Source organism: Neptuniibacter sp. PT8_73 (assembly GCF_047778045.1).
Lineage (GTDB): Bacteria > Pseudomonadota > Gammaproteobacteria > Pseudomonadales > Balneatricaceae > Neptuniibacter.
Window position 1 is genome coordinate 1,863,518 of the sequence record NZ_CP180545.1, and the last position, 18,515, is coordinate 1,882,032.

The window sequence follows — 18,515 nt, forward strand, 5'->3', positions numbered from 1 at the left end:
TATATGTCAAATTGACGCGATTAAATACGTCAATCTGACATATATTTAGCTGTTATGCAGTACCATTATGAAATTTAGCATCGAGTATAAATTACAAGAACACGGATGGGCCGAGGTATTTATTTCTGATGGTGAAACCACTATAGATAGCCCCGTATCGTACCTGCACGATAGTTTGCGTGAGCTTGCTGAAATGGCAATTTCTATTAAGGCTGGGCACAAGGAGTCCAAAGTTGTTTTCATGGATGAGCCTGGAGAATTACTATTCTTAGTAACGCTCGAAGGGGAACAGGCCAATTATGAAGCTCGCTGGTACAATGATTGGGCCAGCTGGGGTATGGGTTCAGAGTCAGGATTTAAGCCAATGCTACAAGGCTCCTGTTCTTCATCCAGAATTGTCCATCAAATTACTAAAGTTCTGTGGCACATTCATCAGAATGTCGGTCCAGAAAAATATAAAGAACTATGGGGTGAGCACGAGTTCCCCGTAAAACTGTTCACGGAATTAGCAAATGCATAACAAGGAAAGGCATCCGACGCGTACTGCGCGGCTGCTTTAAGCGTTAATTGTCTATGATAGAAATCACCGAAGCTGACATTACGGATATAAAGGAATTTATCTTTCTTGGCTGGAACAAGGAAGAAGGTGCTCCATATGATCAGATAAAACCTCTATCGAAAATTAAAGCGAAAGAGGTTTGGAAGTTTGCTTTAACTCTATCTCCTGACAATGAAGATCTTAATTTGAATACAGACCTGTTTACAAAGCAAACCCAACGAAATATTACGCTCGACCAATGGAATGATGAAGCAAATGAAAATGAAATATCTAATTGGCTGAACAAAATCACTCCTGAAGAAAACATATTTCTGATTTACCAGCCCGACTGGGTGGTTATGGTCAATGCCAAATTATATGCACAATATTGGCAAATTTTTGACTGGCCGCCAGGGGTAATAGCATGTTCCAAAGATGGCAAATGGTTTTTAGGGCTACACAATGATAAGTTCGTTATTGGAAGCAATTAACAAGTGACTGTGGTGTTGAGTCATGGATAGAGTTACGTTATCAAAAATAGGAATTGAGCTTTCTCTAGAATTGAAGGAAATTGCTAAAAATTACAATGTTAGGTCTGACGCCTATGATATTCTCGGATATGAGGCGGCAACTATAGAGGAAGAAGCTCTTGATCTTATTAACGAAACAGGTGTTCAAGAGCACATTAAAAACTCAACTTTGCTTAGCGCCTGGGGAAACACTCTTGCAAGTCAAATTCCAGAAGTAGCTAGTAGAGTTAAGGAGTTTCACGAGCAATACCATAGTGCAAAAAACACATAACAATACGCTGTTGTCGCCGCGTTGCGGCTGGGACCTTCGTTCCGTCGCTTCGCTCCTACACTCCGGCCCCAAAGCTTTGTGTTAGAGAGCATCATGAACATTAGTGAAAACATCGGAAAGGCCAAAGAAATTGGGCTTTGGGTACATAGTAAAACGTCTGACATAACTGTTCCGAGTGATGATCGGACACGTGTAGGTGTGGCTTTACTGCAGCATGCCCTCGATATCGCTGATTCAATACTTCTTCAATTTGAAAATAATCTTCCAGGCCCTGCATTTACACTATTCAGATCACTACACGAGGCTTATGTCAGGGGTGTATGGTTGCTAGAGCATGCTTCAGAAGACGGAGTCGTTAAATTTATAGAAGGAAAGCCGCCAGGATTTAAAAATATGCTGAATGATATCGGCAGTGAACCTGAAACAGGCGGGCAATTTATTGCAGGTATGTCCGAGTTAAATAAGGATGATTTTCATGGCTTAACTCACGGAGGTATGGAGCATGTAATTAGAAGAGTTACTGCTTCTGCAATTGAGCCAAACTATCCAGAAGAAGAAATCTTGCAGTTGATAAAAGCAAGGAACCAATACTATATGCTTTGCGCATGTTTTTTATTACAAATAATTGATGATGAAAAAGGTATGAGTGAGCTACTTGAAAAACAAAAAGAATGGAGTAGCGCTCTCTAACAAGCGGCTGTTGTCGCCGCTACGCGGCTGGGACGGCTTTTTCGCTGCTTCACAGCTACAAACCAGCCCCAAAGACGGGCGTTAGAGAAAATAAGGGAATTAATATCGTGCCAAGAAGGCTAACTCAAACTAAACCCGGGACACACCAAGCACTTAAAAACACATCTTACGAAAGCATGGTTGTAAGTTGGCTTATGCAAGATGGCTGGCAAGTGTTTTTACCAATCTTAGATCATGGGCACCAAACAGATATCCTTATATCAGATGGTCCTAGCTATTATCGAATTCAAGTCAAAACTGTAGAAGCAAGTGGTGAAGACCACTTAGTTCATAATGCTTGGGAAGGTAGTAATGTTGATGTTGTCATTTTCTTTGCTAGAAATTCCAATTGGGGTGTTATCTCTCCAGCATTTACAGAGAATAAACGTGCGTTGAATCACGATGGTCACCGTAAGTTTACGGTGGATAGAAAAGAATTTTTACGTGAATTTCATCAGCTCTAACAAAAACAGCCAGTTGACGCTCAATGCGCTCAACTGCTGTAAGCGTTATGTGTCAAAGGATAAGTCATGACTCCTGACGAATTTGTAAATGAATTTAAAGAACTTAGAGACAGCATTCAGAAGGAGTATTTCTCTTCAAACTGTGAAATATCTCGCTTGAAAAAACTAGAGGATTCAGGGCTGAATTCCGAACAAATTGCATTGGTGAAAAGTATTGTTGGTGATGCCCTCACTGATTCTTTGTATACAGTATTACTTGGCCTTGAAGGTTGTGCTTCTATTAGTAAGTATCAAGAAACTTATAAGTTGTTTAATGAATCTGGAGAGGAGTTAACTGGTGAAATTGAATCAGTCGCTTGGGAGCAATTTCATGGCTAAAACACATAACAAGAAAAAATATTTCGACGCGCTCTGCGCGCAACTGTTTTAAGCGTTAGATTTCACTCGTGAACCGGAGAGTAATATCAGATGGAAAATGAGTCTTTCACAATTATGGCGAACCAGCCATTTTGGGTGACGTGGATATTAATCTACGGCACTACACTTTTAGGTTCCTTGGTTATGTATTTATTTTCCTTTTCTAAAGGGTTCAACGGGGCGGTAGATGTTCTTCAGCGCCTTTTTCCTGAAAGGCAGAAAGTTTTCTACGACAGAATGGACTTTGTGTTGACAGTTTTTCTGGGCGCGGCAGTCGGTGCTGTCCTTTTTTCACCAAGTAATCCCGTGCAAGCTGTAACTGCGGGCTTGGGTTGGGTAAGTGCGGTGAATATTCTAATGACCAATAAGGAGTCGAGCTAATGATTGACGGAGTATGGCCTCTTGTTCTTATTAGTCTAGTTGTTCTTGGGGCGCTTGGGATGGCTTCAGTACTACTGTTTTCTAAATCAGATCTGAAATCATCTAAAGTAAGTTTATGGATAGCCACATTGGGAGTAGTTTTAGCTATTACCCCAACGCTATACCAATCAGTAAAGAAACCCGAAGCATATGTCTTCGTAAAGTGCCAAGCCACTAGCGAAACAGCTCCAAGCACTGTCTCATGCGTTGCAGAAGCATCTGATTACTATTTGGTTCAGTGGTCCATCAACAATGACATAGTCGAAGATGTCTCCGAGCTTAATATTGAGAGAGAAATCCATGAGCCTGGTGAATACCGCTTTGAAGCAAAGGTAAGAAATAAAAATCTTTTCAGGGAGGCCGAATCAAGCTTCTCGACTCGAGTGGTAATTTCTGAACCGCCGCCACCAGAACCGGAGGTACTTGAAATTAAGCAGTCATTTTCTGAGTATTCCAAGATCCCTAGATCTTTTAGGCTGGTTTTTCCGCCGAAAAACGGTTTTGAAATAGTGGATGCTAGGTTAGAAAGCGTCAGGGAATCTAAGGCGTATAATATTCGCGTATCGATTGATAATGGAGTTGCTATTGTTACAGGTCAACTTAAACCTAAGCAATACTTTAAAGGCTTCTCTATGCGCTTCGAGCCAGCAAAGGTATCTGGATTAGTTGTTCTCACTCAGCAGCAGGAGCAATAAATCTAACAAACAAAGGCAGGCGGACGCGGAAACGCGCCGCTTCTTTGGGCGTTAGGTTTTGCTGATATCAGACTCCAAGTATTAATTCAAAAGGATGTATTTTGAAGAGTTATATTTTATACACGGTAAAGTCAGACACTATGGATTTAGATACCCAGGTCAACTTGAGCTTAAAAATAGAGAAAAATATAGATCCTGTCCTTCTATCAGATTTTTCTGGCGGTACTGCTGAATTCTATGATGGATATTCAACAACAACCATTGAGTACAGTATTTCCCAAGATAAAGTAGACCCTAGAAGGTTAGTACTTACGAGCGATGGCGGCCATGAGATAAAATTAGGTCCTTCATTTAATCGTGTACTTAATCCTGTTGATCCACGTAACCAATTAGAAGAAATTCCTCTCAAAATTGGTCAGGATTTATATGATTACAGAATCACAAATACGAGCTGGTGAATGAAATAAACCTAACAAGCGCCTGCAACCTGACCTCCGGTAGTTGAGGCGGACATTATGTGCTCTTATGAAAGATCCTAAAGTTATAGTGTTTAGTTCTAATCAAGAAAGTGAAGGTGCAATCACACTTGAATTTGAGATGAGTAGGACTGATGACGATCGTTTCGATCTAACTGAAAAGCTAATAAGGCTTCATGGTGGGATAACGCTGTCAATTAGTGCTGCAATTACAATCTCGAATTTATCGTACTCTATCGGCTTACTTTCTGAAGGAGTGCATGTTTTCAGCTCCTATGGCTTTAAGCAAAGAATGGAAGCAGGAGATCCAACGTTCATGTATACAGCTATAAATGGTCATGTGTTACAAATTACACTTGGCACATAACTAGTTTGTTAATAATCGCCCACCGGGCTGGACCGCAAACTGCGCTGCTTCGCAGTAATACGGCCCATTACTAAAGCGTCAGGAGCTAGCATGGAAGAAACAGATAAACAATGGATAGCTGATTATCTTCGTTTAGAGTTTGGGGAAGATGAAAGTGACCCAGATTCAGTCAAGGCAGAAGAAATAAAACACATAGGCCATTTTATTATCAATGGCACACCAACTGATTACTTCACATTTCCGCAGTCAGGTGATTCGTATATGTGGGCAATTATCGAAAAAACGGAAGTCGGTAATTGTGCAGGTATGACGAGTACGCCACCACCAGAACTCTCTAATGAATCCTGTTCCTAACAAGGCTATCAATTATCGCTCTCCAGGCTGGGCTCAACATGCACTAAGCCCTTTTTGGCGGTGTTCCTAATTTTGTAGGTAGCAATAACCTACAAAATCATCGTAGATCTCGTTCTGCGTCACAAGTCAGCAACTGCTCTACAGGCGCTGGCTTAAAGAAGTAATAGCCTTGTACAAGATCGCACCCCATCTCAGTTAAAAGTTGGTATTGCTCTTGTGTTTCAACGCCTTCGGTAACTACTTCAAGATTAAAGTTTTTGGCTAGATCAATAATGCCTGCAACCAGTCGTTTTTCTTCAGATTGTGTTAGTACGTCTTTGATAAAGCTCTTGTCTATTTTGAGGCAATCAACGGGCATGCGTTTTAGATAAGATAGGGAAGAGTAACCCGTTCCAAAGTCATCAAGTGAAATTCTGATGCCTAGATTATGAATTTCCGTTAGCGTTTGCATTACAGATTGATCGTGGCTGTCCATGAACAGGCTTTCAGTAATTTCAAACTCTATGTCGCTACTGCTAACCGAGTACTCATTTAGAGTATCTTGGATATCCTGAATCCAGGTGTTGTTCTGAAATAAGCGAGCTGAGCAGTTGATGGAAATACTTTTAAGTGATTTGAAATGCTCTTTTAGCTTTGGTAGATCAATACAGGCTTGTTTTAATACAAATTCGCTAATGGAGACGATTTGTCCGCTTTGTTCTGCAAATGGTATGAACTGATCAGGCGAAACTAGGCCGCGTTGAGGGTGTTTCCATCGTATTAACGCTTCTACTTTAGCTATTTCCCTTGTTTGGATATTGATGATTGGCTGATAGTAAAGCTCAAATTCTTGTTTGCTAATCGCTTGGCGAAGATCGTGTTCTAGCTCACGTTGCAGCTCCATGCGAACGTTCATATCTTCGGTAAAGAATTGAACGTTGTTTCGGCCCAAGTCTTTTGCTCGATACATGGCGGTATCGGCGTGATTGATCAGGGTATCAGTTGTTGAACCATCTTCGGGGTAGATGGCAACACCCATACTGCAGGATATGGTTAATGAGGTTGTATCTAGCTGAACGTCTTTTGCCAGTAACTTCTGCATGTGACGAGTTACAGCTTCTACGGACTGACTATCGTCGATTTGTGGTAATAGAACGATAAATTCATCTCCACCAAAGCGCGCAAGAATATCTTCACTTCGTAGTGTGCTTTTCAACCTTTTTGTTGCTTCAACAAGTAATTTATCACCTTCACTGTGCCCGAGTTGGTCATTGACGAGTTTAAAATTGTCAAAGTCGATAAAGATTATGGCTAGTTTTCGTTCATGACGGGCGGCAGAATGGATCGCTTGTGACATCAGATCCATAAACATGGCGCGGTTATATAAACCTGTTAGAGCATCTGTTCGAGCTTGATGATTGATGATCTGTTCGTGAACGTTCCGTATAAGCTCGCTAGCTGCCCGTGAGGTAACTGAGTCGATGATCAGTTGTGTTTTTCCTGTTTGTTCAAATACGTTTCGTTTCAATACTGCTAGGTGGCCGATTACCTGTCCTTTACCATCGTACATTGGGGTGCCGATGTAGGATTTGAGGTCAAGCTTAAATAGGTCTTCATCGTCTGGGTAGAGTTCTTGAACATTACCGTTAAATACCATTGACCCTTCTTCAATTACGGTTTCACAAGGCGTGCCTGCGAGAGGGTAGCTTAGGTTTTCAACTTTCTGCTTATCGATATATGCGGCGAGGGCATCAATGTTTTCTTTATCTTCAGAGAGTTTTGATATGATCACCATGTCTGCATTGAGCGCATTTGATAGGAACTCTCCCAGTGTTTCGAAATATGAGAAACCTTGCAGGCCGGACACGTCTCTTGCGATAGTTTGGAGTAATTGAGTGATCTCTTCTCTAGAGCGCGCCTCCGATTTGAGTACTTCATGTGCTTGGCTAAGCTCTCGTGTTTTCGTATTTACTTCGTCTGTGAGTAATATTTGGTGTTGTTCGATATGTTCGGCCATCGTAATCATGGTGGTGGCCAGTTCGCCCATTTCATCTTTTCGCTCTGCAATAGAGCTGCGCTTAACGTCCTTGATCGCTTCAAAATCATTGTCGCCCATGGCATTTGAGAAGCGTCTAAAAATGCCAAGTGGATAGAGTACTTGGCCTTTTAGGATGAAGAACAAAATTACCAGTTCAACTATCAAAGATAGGATGCCCACTACTGAAACAATGTAGGCGGTTTGTAATGCTGTAGATGAAAGTAGTGATTTAGGGTAAACGGTTACAAAATACCAATCCGGTCCATCTATTTTAGTGATGGCGAGAAGAGCATTGGCCGAATCCGGTTCTAGTATGAAGATCGACTCGTTATGAGCCTTTGCATAGGAAAGTACTTCGTTTACATGATTGGTGATGGTGTAATTATTGCTATCTTTGGCATGTAGGATGCCTTTGGTACGATTAAGCTCATCAGTTAAATCAGGGTGGGCGATAACGCGGCCATCTTTTCTTACAACAAAGTTGTGAGTACCTGGTAGTTTGTCATTGAATACACTGTCGAAGAGGTCATTAAGTAAAATATCGTGACCGACATTGATCAGGTGTTGCTTGTTATAATCGACAGGCGTAACGAGGGATACCATCCATTCATCAGCTGTAGGATCAAAATACAATCCTGTCCATGCATGGTCTCGCTGAGGGTTGTTCTGCGGGGTAGAGATATATACCCACTCTTCAATAGTTACATCTAGGTTCGATTCTGCTTGTTCGCCCCAGGGAATATTTGGCCAATATACGATATTAACGTTTTCCGGCATTGAGACATAAAGGTTTGCGTAGTGTTGTGTGAAAGCATCGGCATAGCGATCGATTAATTGGTAACTTAGCTTGAGTTTATTGGCGAACTCGTCAGTGTTAGGCGCATTAGTACCAACAAATGCGCTGATATGTTGACTGTAGGTTCCGTCAGGACGACGTATACCTGTGAAAGCCTCTTTGCTTAATCTACGGGTTTGATCAGAGCGTCTTTCAAATAAAAGATCAAAATCTTCGGGCTCAGCTTGTTTTGAGCGCTCGGGCCATTGCTTTAAAAATTGTTCTTCGAATAATCGGTGGTTGAGCTGAGCATTGAGGAAAATCTGACTTTCTTTTTCACCTCGCTCTGTGATGTAAACACGGAGACTGTCTTCGACTTGATCATGAAGTATTCCAAAAATGTGCGCATAGCTGATTATAGCGGCGAGGGAGATGACAACAGAGAGGCGGATGCTCATCTGAAGCAAAGTTTTTTGCGCGAGTGGAGAATGGGATAAATCAGAAAAAACTTGGCGGATCTTTTTGCTAATCAAACGTAAACTCCGTACTGCTATCGCAAAACTTATAGCTGCCTGTAAGTATTGAATTTTTGTTTGAGGCCTTGAGTGCGCTTCAATTCTTGTTATTCAATACAGAATAGAGGAAGAGCTAATATTTAGGCATTATCGCTTGGTCTATTAATACTTATTCTTATGGTCAGTATTATTCTCAACCATAAGTTGGTTGGGTTTGTTGATCAAGTTATCTTATTTTTCCTATAGCCGATACTGCTAGCCCTACATCAATAGATAGAGCGATAATCTAATGATTCCTGTTTTTTAATAATCATGCTCTGGTGTTATTCTGATACGATTACTACAAATCTTTTATGTACTAGGAATTAGCAGTGAGCCAAGAACAACCTAATAACCCGCTACATGGTCTGACGTTAGAGAAAATACTGACTCGTTTGGTCGATCATTATGGTTGGGAAAGTTTAGATGCAAAGATTAAACTCAACTGTTTCTACAATAATCCTTCAATCAAGTCATCTCTCAAATTCTTACGCCGTACTCAATGGGCGAGAGATAAGGTTGAAGCTTTATATATAAAGACTTTTAGCTGAATAAAGCCGGGTGTATCACAAAATATTCAGCCTACCAAAAGTTTTTGGCAGGCTGTTGTAGTTTTTAACGTACGAAAACTTCAGTCGCTTTTAATATACCTTCAAGATCAGGACTCGGTTTGCCTAAATGATATCCTTGTGCATAGGTGATGCCAGCTTCCTCTACCAGTTCTAATACTTCTTCACTCTCTACAAACTCTGCGACTGTCTCTACATTCAGTTCTTGAGACAGGTGAGAGATGCTATTAACAAAGGCCATATCACGAGCATCATTTGCCATGTTTGCGATAAATTCACCTTCGATTTTCACATAATCGATCGGCAGGTGTTTTAGGTAGTGGAAGGATGAGAAGCCTGAGCCAAAATCATCAATCGCAAGCTTGAAGCCTTTATCCTTCAAGCTCATTACAAAGCTTTCTAATACGGAGATATTCTTGACGGTATCTCGTTCGGTTATTTCGAAAACAACGCTCTCTGGATTGATAGCGTGGCTTTCTGCTAGTTGTTTAATGGTTGGTATAAAGTCACTGATTATGATTGAGCGAGGGGATAGGTTGATGAAGATCTTACCTTCGTAACCTGTTGCTTGAACTTGCTCAAAAGCTTTATCCATGACGATGTAGTCCAGCTGGTGGACTTTGCCAATTGATTCTGCAATTTCGATAAATTCACTCGCACTCATAAGCCTATCACCAGATAGTTTGATTCGGCTGAGTACTTCTACTGCATGTATATTGCCAGTCTTAGAGCATACGATAGGCTGGAATGCAGGAATTAGCTCTTTACGCTCGATCGCTTGAGTAACCAGAACGGTTTTATCGGACATCTCTTTGAAGATGTCGACTAGCTCATTTTCATTAGGTAGAGCAATCTGATCTTTACCGGAGTTCTTAGCGCGGTACATCAGGTTATCTACAAACATAAACAGGTCTTTTTTGTTTTTAGCGTGGTCTGGGTAAATCCCCATACCCAAAGAGCCTGTCAGTTTTAAGAAGGTGTTTGAGTCGTAATATAATGCGTGATTACGACTGGTAAGTAGGACCGTTTCTGCCACTTGGGCCGCGTGCGCTACATCGCTTTCTGGTAAGACGATTACAAATTCGTCACCACCGTAGCGAGCAATGATGGCGTCTTTGCCTAAAGCATTTTGAAGTGCAGTCGAGAAGTCAGCCAACAACTTGTCACCCCAGCTATGGCCGTAACCATCATTAATGCTCTTAAAGTTGTCTAGATCTAGTAAAAGTAGGGCTACTTTATAGTCGTGGCGGTCTGCACGATCTAATTCATAATCCAACAGCTCCCAGAACATTCGTTGATTATAGAGATTCGTTAGCGGGTCTCGTGTTGCATAGTATTCTAGATCTTTGGTGTATTTGTAGATCGCTCTAACTGAGCCTACTACGTTAAGTAGAGTAGAAAGAATACTCTCGAGAACAAGTAACTTGGTTGTGTCCTGGATGGTATCTGAATGAACCCCGATACCGACAATACCGCCAATCTTAGGTGTCTCTACCAGTAGCGATTTGCACTGGAGCTCAATAGCATCATCATCTAAATCCATTGGCTCTGCATGTTCATTCACCATATTGTGGCGAATATTGATATCACTCAGTTCGAACGGCGAGCCATCTTGTGCAAGGCGCTTCATGATCGCCTGTTCCATCGACTTTCGAGTGCGATCACTTGGCGGTTGTAGCCAGAAGACTTCTAAATCGAAAACTTCATTATCGACCTTGAAGATAGAGAACATGGTATAGACGTTCATCACTTTATTGATATCGACAATGAGGAAATTTACGTATTCACGCCAGTCTCGAACGACTTCGGAAGTTATAACAAACTTTTCTAATAGTCTGATTTCAAATTCTAGTAGCTCTTTATCAACGGCTATATCGTTAAGTTTTGAGGACAGGTTTTTTACTTGCGAGAATATGTCCTGTAACTCACGGAATGCGAGACGATCTCGGCCTTCTTCAATACGAGAAAGGTCAGAAATAGATTCAATGCTATCGATACTGTCAGCGAGTTGTTCTATTGAGTTGTCTATCCGGGATGTGATTTGTCGCGTTGCTAGGAACGCAAGTAGTAATGGCAGAGGAGAGACCAGTAGCAGGGTTAAAATTAGTTCACGGTTTGCGTGTAATAGTGACTTATCTAGCTCTTGAGTTACCTCGATCATCCCTAATGTATCACCATCGTTCACATTAGAATGGCAATGAGTACAAACCTCTTTGGCATTAAGAGCATAGTAGTAGCTAATGCTGTCGTCAGAAGTCACCAGTTGAGATTTACCAGAAGAAAGAACTTGGCGGTGAGTATCGGATAAAGCCGGTGACTCCATCTCACCAAACCTTTCTGTTACGAGTTTACCTCGGAAGATAGAGACACTTAGATCACTGTCTCTATTATCTTTCTCCATCTGTTTCATGAACTGTTCTAGCTGGTGTCTATTCCAGCCTTGGCTCATGACCAGATACATAGAGTTAAACGTTTGCTTTGCAACACGCTCTGCCATGACGCTGGCATTTTTCTCTATGCTCTTAGTGAACGCATAATGGGTAACAGAAACGAGTATAAGGAATCCAAGAACGGAGAAGATAAACGTTCTTTGGAGTAGGAAACTACGAATAGATGTAGCGGACTTCTTCACCGGCAACCACGCATTTATTTATTATTATTGTTCAATTTAGTCAAAGGCCAATATAGATGTTATTTCTTTTAGACCGATTGACCGGGGTCAAGAAACGGTGTGTCAGAAACAAGAATTCATACAGCGAAATTCTACTAAATTTAGCTAACTCTATGTTTAACAAGGAAATACTTCGCATTTATTAAACATGAGTAAAATATAAGGCAGCAATTCTATTCATTGAGAGGGTGCTGTTTCAATATATTTCTGCAAATTATAAGAAAAGGTGCCGTTATAACGCTTATGTGACTATAGCGTTTATCTTTACTGTTTATGCTTTGAACAAGAGTGGATCGATTTGATACAACTAAACATGCCAGCATTGAGTCTACCTTTATCAAGGCTTATCATCCGCGCAAAGAAGTTGTATGAAAGGTAGTGTTTGATGGTTTTGTTCTTTTCGATTGAGCAAGAGCTGGATTGTATTAGTCAGAGTGGTCGTATCCTCGGCAAGATTCAGTTTGATGTGTTTAAGGATAAATATTTCTTCACTCCGAATGAAGAATCCTTGGTTCTAACAGATGAAGAGGAGTCATGTATTGTTGCTCGTTTGGCTGGGCTTGAAGCGGGAATCTTCTCATTCGCTATGCAAGACGAAGATTAATAAGACTTAAAGAAGCCAGAGTTATGAAGATTGAGCGTCTTGATCACCTTGTCCTAACCGTAAAAGACATAGATGTTACTGTAGAGTTTTATGCTACGGTTTTAGGTATGGAGAAGGTTGTCTTTAAGGGAGATCGTATAGCGCTCGCTTTTGGAAATCAAAAGATTAACCTGCATGAACTGGGGAATGAATTTGAACCTAAAGCTGATCAAGTTCAGTCCGGTAGTGCGGATCTATGTTTTATTGTTGAGCAGCCAATCGAAGAGGTGATTCAACATCTGTTAGATCACAATGTGAGAATGATCGAAGGGCCAGTCAGACGCACGGGTGCAGTAGGTAATATTATCTCGGTTTATTTGCGTGATCCTGACGGTAATCTTATCGAACTCTCTAATTATGTAGATGCCTGAGTCGCTACATAATTCCTTCTCTTAATTAATCTCGACAAATTTTGGCAGGCTCGCAGTTTCAAATTGGCTGGTGATCAGCTTAAGCAGGCTTTCAGCTGCAGGGCTTAAAGCTCGACCTTTTCTTGTGATAATGCATATCTCGCGTTTTAGCGTTGGGTTCGCTAGCGGAACAAAGACTAATTGATCAAAGGCGCTTGTGCTTGCTGCAAGGGCGGGTAAAAGAGATATTCCAATGTCTGCCTTAACCATCTCTGCTAAACCCGCTGGGGTTGATACTTCAATCAAGGCGCCTTGTAGTTTTAGGTCCAGGTTATTCTCTTTTTGTAGTTTTAAAAGTTGTGTCCGTGTACCGGTATCTTCCGTTAAGTGAACTTGATCAAGCTCACTGACTTGGCTCCAATCTAATTCTTTAAATGTTGCAAGAGGATGGCCGTGCGGTAAAACTACGCCGTAGTGGTCACTGAGCACCGGTTGGTATTTAAGTTCTGACTGTCTGGAGTGGTTACCACCAATGCCGAAGTCTACTTCATTCTCGAGCACTCGCTGTTCTATACCGCCTGCGTTGTCATCTCGAAGATAGATGCCTATCTTTTCATATTGCTGGTGGTAAGTTTTGATTATCGAAGGCAGTACACGACCAATCATTGATGGAGATGCAGCTACACCCACTTGGCCTTGTTGGTGAGTCGCGGTTGCTTGTAGATCAATAAACGCAGTATCAAAATCCGAGATCAATTTTTCTGCAACAGGAAGAAAGCTTTCGCCTTCGCCAGTAAGCAAAACGCGGCGTGTGGTACGGTCTAGAAGCTTTAAGCCGGCTTGATCTTCAAGCTGTTTTATCGTTGCTGTCAGTGTTGATTGGGTAAGGTGTAAGTTATCTGCTGCACGGGTAAAGCTACCGCAAGCAACGATTTCAACAAATGCGCGTAGATGTCGAATTGAGATATTATTCGTCATTATCAATTAATCTATCGAATTTTATCGTTTGATTGATAAATGATAATTCTGCATTATTGCGCCCAATATCACAAATTGAGAATTTGACTGCATAAGAGCAATTGAGCACTGCTCTTGAAGTACGGTCATTTATAGAGGCAGTATTATGATCCCTCGTCTTTCCCAAGTCGAAACTACCGAAGCTATTTACCTTCAGTTTATCGAAGCGTTACAGAAAGCGGGTTTTGCCGGCGATCTGAATCAGGATTACGCAAACCGTATCGTTCTTTCGACAGACAACAGTATCTATCAGATGCTGCCTCAGGGTGTTTTGTACCCGAAATCTACAGATGATTTGGTGCTGATTGCCAAACTAGCAGATGAGTCTCGCTTTGCTGAAGTAAAGCTGAGTGCGCGTGGCGGCGGTACAGGTACTAATGGCCAGTCTCTGACTGATGGCTTGATTGTTGATGTATCTAAACACATGAATCAGGTGTTAGAGATTAATGCAGAAGAGCGTTGGGTTCGTGTTCAAGGCGGTGTTGTAAAAGACCAGCTTAACCGTGCACTAAAACCTTATGGTTTCTTCTTTGCACCTGAGCTTTCTACCAGTAACCGTGCAACAGTCGGCGGTATGATCAACACCGATGCAAGTGGTCAGGGCTCGGTGATGTACGGTAAAACCCGTGACCATGTACTTGAGCTCAATTCGGTGTTCTTAGGTGGTGAGCTTTGGAACTCAAAGCCAATTTCTGATGAAGAGCTGGCTGAGATACAGCAGCGAGAAGATCGTGTTGGTGAAGTGCACAGATTGGTGGATGAAGTATTCACCGAGAAGAAAGATCTGATCGATGCCAAGTTCCCTAAATTAAACCGCTGCCTCACAGGTTATGACCTTGCGCATATCCGTGATGAAGAAGGGCGTTTTAATCTAAATTCGGTACTTTGTGGTGGTGAAGGCTCTTTGGCCTTTATTGCTGAAGCTAAGTTGAATGTTCTGCCAATTCCTAAGTTCGCTGCATTGGTAAACGTTAAGTACGATAGCTTTGAATCATCTTTACGTGACGCTACAGACTTAATGGAGTGGAACCCAACATCCATAGAAACCATTGATTCTAAAGTACTTAATCTTGCAATGGGCGATATTATCTGGGACACGGTAAGTGCCTATTTCCCGCAAGAAGAAGGTGAGCCAGAGATCAGTGGTATCAACCTAGTTGAATACACATCCGATGATGAGGAATCTCTAAAAGCCGATGTTGCGCGATTAGAAGAGCATCTTAAATCTGTTGCGGGTCAAGCTGGTAAGAGCTTTGGCTTCTCTGTGGTGTATGGTGCCGGCGAGATCAACAAAGTTTGGGCTATGCGTAAAAAAGCTGTTGGCCTGCTAGGTAATGCTAAGGGACAAGAGCGTCCGATCCCATTCGTGGAAGATACTGCTGTTCCACCCGAGAACCTTGCTGACTTCATCATGGAGTTCCGTAAGGTTCTGGATGATCGAGACCTAGCGTACGGTATGTTTGGTCACGTTGATGCGGGTGTACTGCACGTACGACCAGCTATCGATATGAAAGATCAGCTACAGGAATCTTTAATTCGTGATATCACGGATGAAGTGGTAGCCCTTACTGTTAAATACAAAGGTCTGTTGTGGGGCGAGCATGGTAAAGGGGTTCGTTCTGAATATGCGCCTGAGTTCTTTGGTGAGTTGTATCCTGAGCTACAACGAATCAAAGGTGGATTTGACCCGCGCAACCAGATGAACCCGGGGAAGATCGCTACGCCAGCAATTGATGGTGCTGAGCTACTTAAGATCGATGAAGTACCGACGCGTGGCCAATTTGATCGCCAAATCAGATCAGAAACGCGTGAAGAGTATAAAGAAGCAATGTTCTGTAACGGTAACGGCGCATGCTTTAACTACGATCCAAATGACGCGATGTGTCCTTCATGGAAAGGTACCCGTCAGCGTATTAACTCGCCAAAAGGTCGTTCTTCATTGATTCGTGAATGGCTACGCCTGATGGAGCAAAATGGCACTGATTTAGTTGAAGAGGCTAAGCGTGTTAAAGCGAGCTCTTTTATCGCTTCTTTACCAAAGCGCATCAAAAACACTCTGGCGAAGAAAAAAGAGGTAGAGTACGACTTCTCTCATGAAGTCCACGAATCAATGATGGCGTGTTTGGCGTGTAAGTCTTGTGTGGGTCAGTGTCCTATTAAAGTTAACGTTCCAGATTTCCGTGCGCGCTTCTTGGAGGTCTACTACGGTCGTTACCTGCGTCCAGCAAAGGATTATATGGTTGGTTCTTTGGAGTACATGATTCCATGGTTGTCTAAATTCCCAGCGCCGTATAACTGGGCGATGAAGAATAAAGCGCTTAAAGCGATTTTCCGTAAGCATGCAGGTATGGTTGATAGTCCTACCATCTGTACCAATAGCTTGATCTCTGGCATGAAAGTGCGTGGTATTGAATTTGCTTCACCGCAGCTAATAAAGAGCTTGAGTGAAGAGCAGCGCAGTAATTCTGTAATCATCGTACAGGATGCATTTACAAGTTACTTTGAAACGCAGCTGGTGTTGGATCTTGTTGATCTACTTTCTGGGCTTGGATTCCATGTTCTATTGGCGCCATTCAAGCCAAATGGTAAGCCGTTGCATGTGCATGGCTTTATGAAAGCATTTGAAAAGGCTGCTGAATCTAACAGCGCGATGCTAAAAGAGCTAGATAACACGGGCGTACCAATGATTGGTATAGATCCATCAATGACGCTGACTTACCGTCAGGAATACGGTTATGTGATTCCAGAGAAAGATCTGCCAAAAGTGCAGCTGATTCAAGAGTGGTTGAGCAATCAAAAAGATAAGCTGGGCGCTTTCGATCTAGCTAACCGCTCCACAAATGAATTTAAGTTGATGGCTCATTGTACTGAGAAGACTAATGCTGCACCTAGTATTCGTATGTGGCAGCAAGTCTACGCAGCGATGGGCTTAAAACTGGATATTGAGGCGGTGGGCTGTTGCGGTATGTCGGGTACATACGGCCACGAAACTCAGAACGTTGAGACATCTCGTGAGATCTACCAGCTGAGCTGGTCTGAAGTGGTGAATAACCCAGACAACAAAGATCGCTTGCTTGTGACAGGTTATTCGTGCCGTAGTCAGGTTAAGCGTATCGATGATCAGCAATTGCCTCATCCAATTCAGAAGCTGTTGAGCCTATTGAAGGATAAGTAATTGTCAGTTCTTACAAAAAACGCAGCTTTAAGCTGCGTTTTTTGTTTAGGGTGCTCTACGAATGAGTAGATCATGAAAACCTTGATGTTCGAGGGATTGGGCCATCTCTAAAGCATCCGTTTTTGAAGCGTATGAGCCATAAGATAAGCCAAGCAAACCATTGGGCATTGAGAATAGGTTAAGTGGTTGTGGATCTTTAAAACGCTTAATGACAGTTTGACGGCTCGACTCAAGCTTGTATGCGCCCAGTTGAATGGTATACAAGCCAAAAGCGGTTTCTAATTGAGAAATTCTTTTTGTAAAAATAACCTGAGGGGATCTAGTGATCACTTCATTAGGTTGATGGCGCAGGGTTTCTATAACTTGAACAGGTATTTTAGAGGCTGCCCCTTGGATTTCATTATCACTATATGAAGCTTTGATTAATAACTCGTTACTATCAATTTCAGTCGGTTCGCTGGATGATGCTGAAAGAGAAGGCGGGCTAGGCGGCTCACAATGACTAGTGTCATCATGGCAGAAAGTATGTCGTTTTTGCGAGCAACCAGTTAATAGTAGTAATGCGCTTACGCCAACCATGGCTTGTAGAAGTGCTTTATTATTAAGAATTAAACTCATTTTCAATCCTAGCCCAAAATAGTAGTGCAATTGCACAATGAATCGGCGAATATACCTGCTTTAGATTTTGAGAGCACCTATTCTTAGGTGCAGTTATCCAGTTTAAGGAGCATATTGTGGAAGATCTTTTGCCAGAACTGTGTGATCAGTTCCCAGACCAGGTACAGGTTGTTGAGCCAATGTTCGGTAACTTTGGTGGTAAAGAGCGTTTTGGCGGCGAAATCGTTACTCTAAAAGCTTTTGAAGATAACTCTTTAGTTCGTGAGCAGGTTGCTCTACCTGGTAAAGGTAAAGTACTTGTAGTCGACGGTGGTGCTTCAATGCGTCGTGCAATGCTTGGCGATATGCTTGCTGAAAAAGCAACAAAAAATGGCTGGGAAGGCATTATTATCTACGGTTGTATCCGTGATGTTAACGCAATCAGCGACCTAGATATTGGTGTGCAGGCGCTAGGTTGCCACCCAATGAAGACTGAAAAGAAAGGTCTTGGTGAGCTCAACGTTGACGTTACGTTCGGTGGCGTGACATTCAAGCCGGGTCAGTACGTATATGCAGACAACAACGGTGTGCTTGTTTCTGCTGAAAAACTAGAGGTTTCTGAAGACTAGTTCAGTTAGTGTGTTTTAAAGCCCGCTCATAGCGGGCTTTTTTGTTTTTAAATAGTGCTCATTTGGTACGAAATGTAAGTTTTAGCAAGTAAAACAAATGTACTCATTCCTACAATTCCCCATAAGAAAATCATTCGGCCCTCAATAGTAGCTTGGGCTTTTTTGGATACGTGCCATACAGTCCAGAACTTAAATAAAATCATGCCTAGCACCAGGGAGTAGACAACTAACTCTGTATTGCTCCAAATAACCATAAG

General features: G+C 42.1%; 20 protein-coding genes. 16 read left to right on the plus strand and 4 right to left on the minus strand.

Annotated features, from left to right (window positions below; all coding sequences use genetic code 11):
* Nucleotides 1-67: 67 nt before the first annotated feature.
* The 11 genes from ACMXYN_RS08390 to ACMXYN_RS08440 all read left to right on the plus strand — a co-directional run bounded on the left by ACMXYN_RS08390 (nucleotide 68) and on the right by ACMXYN_RS08440 (nucleotide 5,261).
* On the plus strand, nucleotides 68-520 hold the full coding sequence (locus ACMXYN_RS08390) for a hypothetical protein (RefSeq protein WP_415894362.1): 453 nt from the start codon (nucleotides 68-70) through the stop codon (nucleotides 518-520).
* A 53-nt stretch (nucleotides 521-573) separates the two neighbouring features.
* Nucleotides 574-1,029, plus strand: coding sequence for a hypothetical protein (locus tag ACMXYN_RS08395; protein WP_415894364.1), 456 nt, complete (start codon nucleotides 574-576; stop codon nucleotides 1,027-1,029).
* 22 nt (nucleotides 1,030-1,051) lie between these two features.
* Nucleotides 1,052-1,339, plus strand: a complete 288-nt coding sequence (locus ACMXYN_RS08400) for a hypothetical protein (protein ID WP_415894366.1) — start codon at nucleotides 1,052-1,054, stop codon at nucleotides 1,337-1,339.
* 93 nt (nucleotides 1,340-1,432) lie between these two features.
* Nucleotides 1,433-2,029, plus strand: a complete 597-nt coding sequence (locus ACMXYN_RS08405) for a DUF6988 family protein (protein WP_415894367.1) — start codon at nucleotides 1,433-1,435, stop codon at nucleotides 2,027-2,029.
* A gap of 107 nt (nucleotides 2,030-2,136) precedes the next feature.
* Complete coding sequence (locus ACMXYN_RS08410) at nucleotides 2,137-2,532, plus strand: hypothetical protein (RefSeq protein ID WP_415894369.1); 396 nt, start codon at nucleotides 2,137-2,139, stop codon at nucleotides 2,530-2,532.
* Between the two features lie 66 nt (nucleotides 2,533-2,598).
* The gene (locus ACMXYN_RS08415; RefSeq protein ID WP_415894371.1) at nucleotides 2,599-2,910 is read left to right on the plus strand and encodes a hypothetical protein; all 312 of its coding nucleotides are present in this window, start codon (nucleotides 2,599-2,601) and stop codon (nucleotides 2,908-2,910) included.
* A 90-nt stretch (nucleotides 2,911-3,000) separates the two neighbouring features.
* Nucleotides 3,001-3,330, plus strand: coding sequence for a hypothetical protein (locus ACMXYN_RS08420; protein ID WP_415894372.1), 330 nt, complete (start codon nucleotides 3,001-3,003; stop codon nucleotides 3,328-3,330).
* Nucleotides 3,330-4,064 (plus strand): hypothetical protein, encoded by a 735-nt coding sequence (locus ACMXYN_RS08425; protein ID WP_415894374.1) that lies wholly within the window; start codon nucleotides 3,330-3,332, stop codon nucleotides 4,062-4,064. Before ACMXYN_RS08420 ends, ACMXYN_RS08425 begins: the two co-directional genes overlap by 1 nt.
* Nucleotides 4,065-4,204: 140 nt before the next feature.
* Nucleotides 4,205-4,522: a hypothetical protein gene (locus tag ACMXYN_RS08430; protein WP_415894376.1), complete on the plus strand. Its 318-nt coding sequence runs from the start codon at nucleotides 4,205-4,207 to the stop codon at nucleotides 4,520-4,522.
* Nucleotides 4,523-4,589: 67 nt separating this feature from the next.
* Nucleotides 4,590-4,907 carry a hypothetical protein gene (locus ACMXYN_RS08435; RefSeq protein ID WP_415894378.1) on the plus strand — a complete coding sequence of 106 codons (318 nt, stop codon included), beginning with the start codon at nucleotides 4,590-4,592 and terminating at the stop codon, nucleotides 4,905-4,907.
* Between the two features lie 90 nt (nucleotides 4,908-4,997).
* Nucleotides 4,998-5,261 carry a hypothetical protein gene (locus tag ACMXYN_RS08440; protein ID WP_415894379.1) on the plus strand — a complete coding sequence of 88 codons (264 nt, stop codon included), beginning with the start codon at nucleotides 4,998-5,000 and terminating at the stop codon, nucleotides 5,259-5,261.
* Nucleotides 5,262-5,358: 97 nt separating this feature from the next.
* Here the strand turns inward: ACMXYN_RS08440 and ACMXYN_RS08445 are convergent, their stop codons facing one another.
* Nucleotides 5,359-8,586, minus strand: coding sequence for an EAL domain-containing protein (locus ACMXYN_RS08445; RefSeq protein ID WP_415894381.1), 3,228 nt, complete (start codon nucleotides 8,584-8,586; stop codon nucleotides 5,359-5,361).
* 353 nt (nucleotides 8,587-8,939) lie between these two features.
* Between ACMXYN_RS08445 and ACMXYN_RS08450 the strand changes: the two genes are divergently transcribed.
* The gene (locus tag ACMXYN_RS08450; RefSeq protein WP_415894383.1) at nucleotides 8,940-9,158 is read left to right on the plus strand and encodes a VF530 family DNA-binding protein; all 219 of its coding nucleotides are present in this window, start codon (nucleotides 8,940-8,942) and stop codon (nucleotides 9,156-9,158) included.
* A 64-nt stretch (nucleotides 9,159-9,222) separates the two neighbouring features.
* On the opposite strand, the gene ACMXYN_RS08455 is transcribed toward ACMXYN_RS08450, so the two are convergent.
* Nucleotides 9,223-11,808, minus strand: a complete 2,586-nt coding sequence (locus ACMXYN_RS08455; RefSeq protein ID WP_415894385.1) for a putative bifunctional diguanylate cyclase/phosphodiesterase — start codon at nucleotides 11,806-11,808, stop codon at nucleotides 9,223-9,225.
* A gap of 424 nt (nucleotides 11,809-12,232) precedes the next feature.
* Here ACMXYN_RS08455 and ACMXYN_RS08460 point away from each other — a divergent pair, with 424 nt between their 5' ends.
* Both ACMXYN_RS08460 and ACMXYN_RS08465 read left to right on the plus strand, forming a co-directional pair.
* A complete protein-coding gene (locus tag ACMXYN_RS08460) occupies nucleotides 12,233-12,451 on the plus strand; it encodes a hypothetical protein (protein WP_415894387.1) in 219 nt (72 codons plus the stop codon).
* A 23-nt stretch (nucleotides 12,452-12,474) separates the two neighbouring features.
* Nucleotides 12,475-12,861, plus strand: a complete 387-nt coding sequence (locus ACMXYN_RS08465; protein ID WP_415894388.1) for a VOC family protein — start codon at nucleotides 12,475-12,477, stop codon at nucleotides 12,859-12,861.
* Between the two features lie 21 nt (nucleotides 12,862-12,882).
* On the opposite strand, the gene ACMXYN_RS08470 is transcribed toward ACMXYN_RS08465, so the two are convergent.
* Complete coding sequence (locus tag ACMXYN_RS08470; protein WP_415894389.1) at nucleotides 12,883-13,818, minus strand: LysR family transcriptional regulator; 936 nt, start codon at nucleotides 13,816-13,818, stop codon at nucleotides 12,883-12,885.
* Between the two features lie 145 nt (nucleotides 13,819-13,963).
* Here ACMXYN_RS08470 and ACMXYN_RS08475 point away from each other — a divergent pair, with 145 nt between their 5' ends.
* Entirely contained in the window at nucleotides 13,964-17,032 is a 3,069-nt protein-coding gene (locus ACMXYN_RS08475) for an FAD-binding and (Fe-S)-binding domain-containing protein (protein WP_415894391.1), read from the plus strand.
* A gap of 45 nt (nucleotides 17,033-17,077) precedes the next feature.
* Here the strand turns inward: ACMXYN_RS08475 and ACMXYN_RS08480 are convergent, their stop codons facing one another.
* A complete protein-coding gene (locus ACMXYN_RS08480) occupies nucleotides 17,078-17,650 on the minus strand; it encodes a hypothetical protein (RefSeq protein WP_415894393.1) in 573 nt (190 codons plus the stop codon).
* A gap of 116 nt (nucleotides 17,651-17,766) precedes the next feature.
* On the opposite strand from ACMXYN_RS08480, the gene rraA reads away from it, so the two are divergent.
* Nucleotides 17,767-18,258, plus strand: coding sequence for a ribonuclease E activity regulator RraA (gene rraA / locus ACMXYN_RS08485; protein WP_415894394.1), 492 nt, complete (start codon nucleotides 17,767-17,769; stop codon nucleotides 18,256-18,258).
* Nucleotides 18,259-18,515: the final 257 nt, after the last annotated feature.

Coding starts and splice junctions, on each gene's coding strand:
- ACMXYN_RS08390 (WP_415894362.1), top strand. CDS start 68: ATGAAATTTAGCATCGAGTATAAATTACAAGAACACGGATGGGCCGAG.
- ACMXYN_RS08395 (WP_415894364.1), top strand. CDS start 574: ATGATAGAAATCACCGAAGCTGACATTACGGATATAAAGGAATTTATC.
- ACMXYN_RS08400 (WP_415894366.1), top strand. CDS start 1,052: ATGGATAGAGTTACGTTATCAAAAATAGGAATTGAGCTTTCTCTAGAA.
- ACMXYN_RS08405 (WP_415894367.1), top strand. CDS start 1,433: ATGAACATTAGTGAAAACATCGGAAAGGCCAAAGAAATTGGGCTTTGG.
- ACMXYN_RS08415 (WP_415894371.1), top strand. CDS start 2,599: ATGACTCCTGACGAATTTGTAAATGAATTTAAAGAACTTAGAGACAGC.
- ACMXYN_RS08420 (WP_415894372.1), top strand. CDS start 3,001: ATGGAAAATGAGTCTTTCACAATTATGGCGAACCAGCCATTTTGGGTG.
- ACMXYN_RS08425 (WP_415894374.1), top strand. CDS start 3,330: ATGATTGACGGAGTATGGCCTCTTGTTCTTATTAGTCTAGTTGTTCTT.
- ACMXYN_RS08430 (WP_415894376.1), top strand. CDS start 4,205: ATGGATTTAGATACCCAGGTCAACTTGAGCTTAAAAATAGAGAAAAAT.
- ACMXYN_RS08435 (WP_415894378.1), top strand. CDS start 4,590: ATGAAAGATCCTAAAGTTATAGTGTTTAGTTCTAATCAAGAAAGTGAA.
- ACMXYN_RS08440 (WP_415894379.1), top strand. CDS start 4,998: ATGGAAGAAACAGATAAACAATGGATAGCTGATTATCTTCGTTTAGAG.
- ACMXYN_RS08460 (WP_415894387.1), top strand. CDS start 12,233: ATGGTTTTGTTCTTTTCGATTGAGCAAGAGCTGGATTGTATTAGTCAG.
- ACMXYN_RS08465 (WP_415894388.1), top strand. CDS start 12,475: ATGAAGATTGAGCGTCTTGATCACCTTGTCCTAACCGTAAAAGACATA.
- ACMXYN_RS08470 (WP_415894389.1), bottom strand. CDS start 13,818: ATGACGAATAATATCTCAATTCGACATCTACGCGCATTTGTTGAAATC.
- ACMXYN_RS08475 (WP_415894391.1), top strand. CDS start 13,964: ATGATCCCTCGTCTTTCCCAAGTCGAAACTACCGAAGCTATTTACCTT.
- ACMXYN_RS08480 (WP_415894393.1), bottom strand. CDS start 17,650: ATGAGTTTAATTCTTAATAATAAAGCACTTCTACAAGCCATGGTTGGC.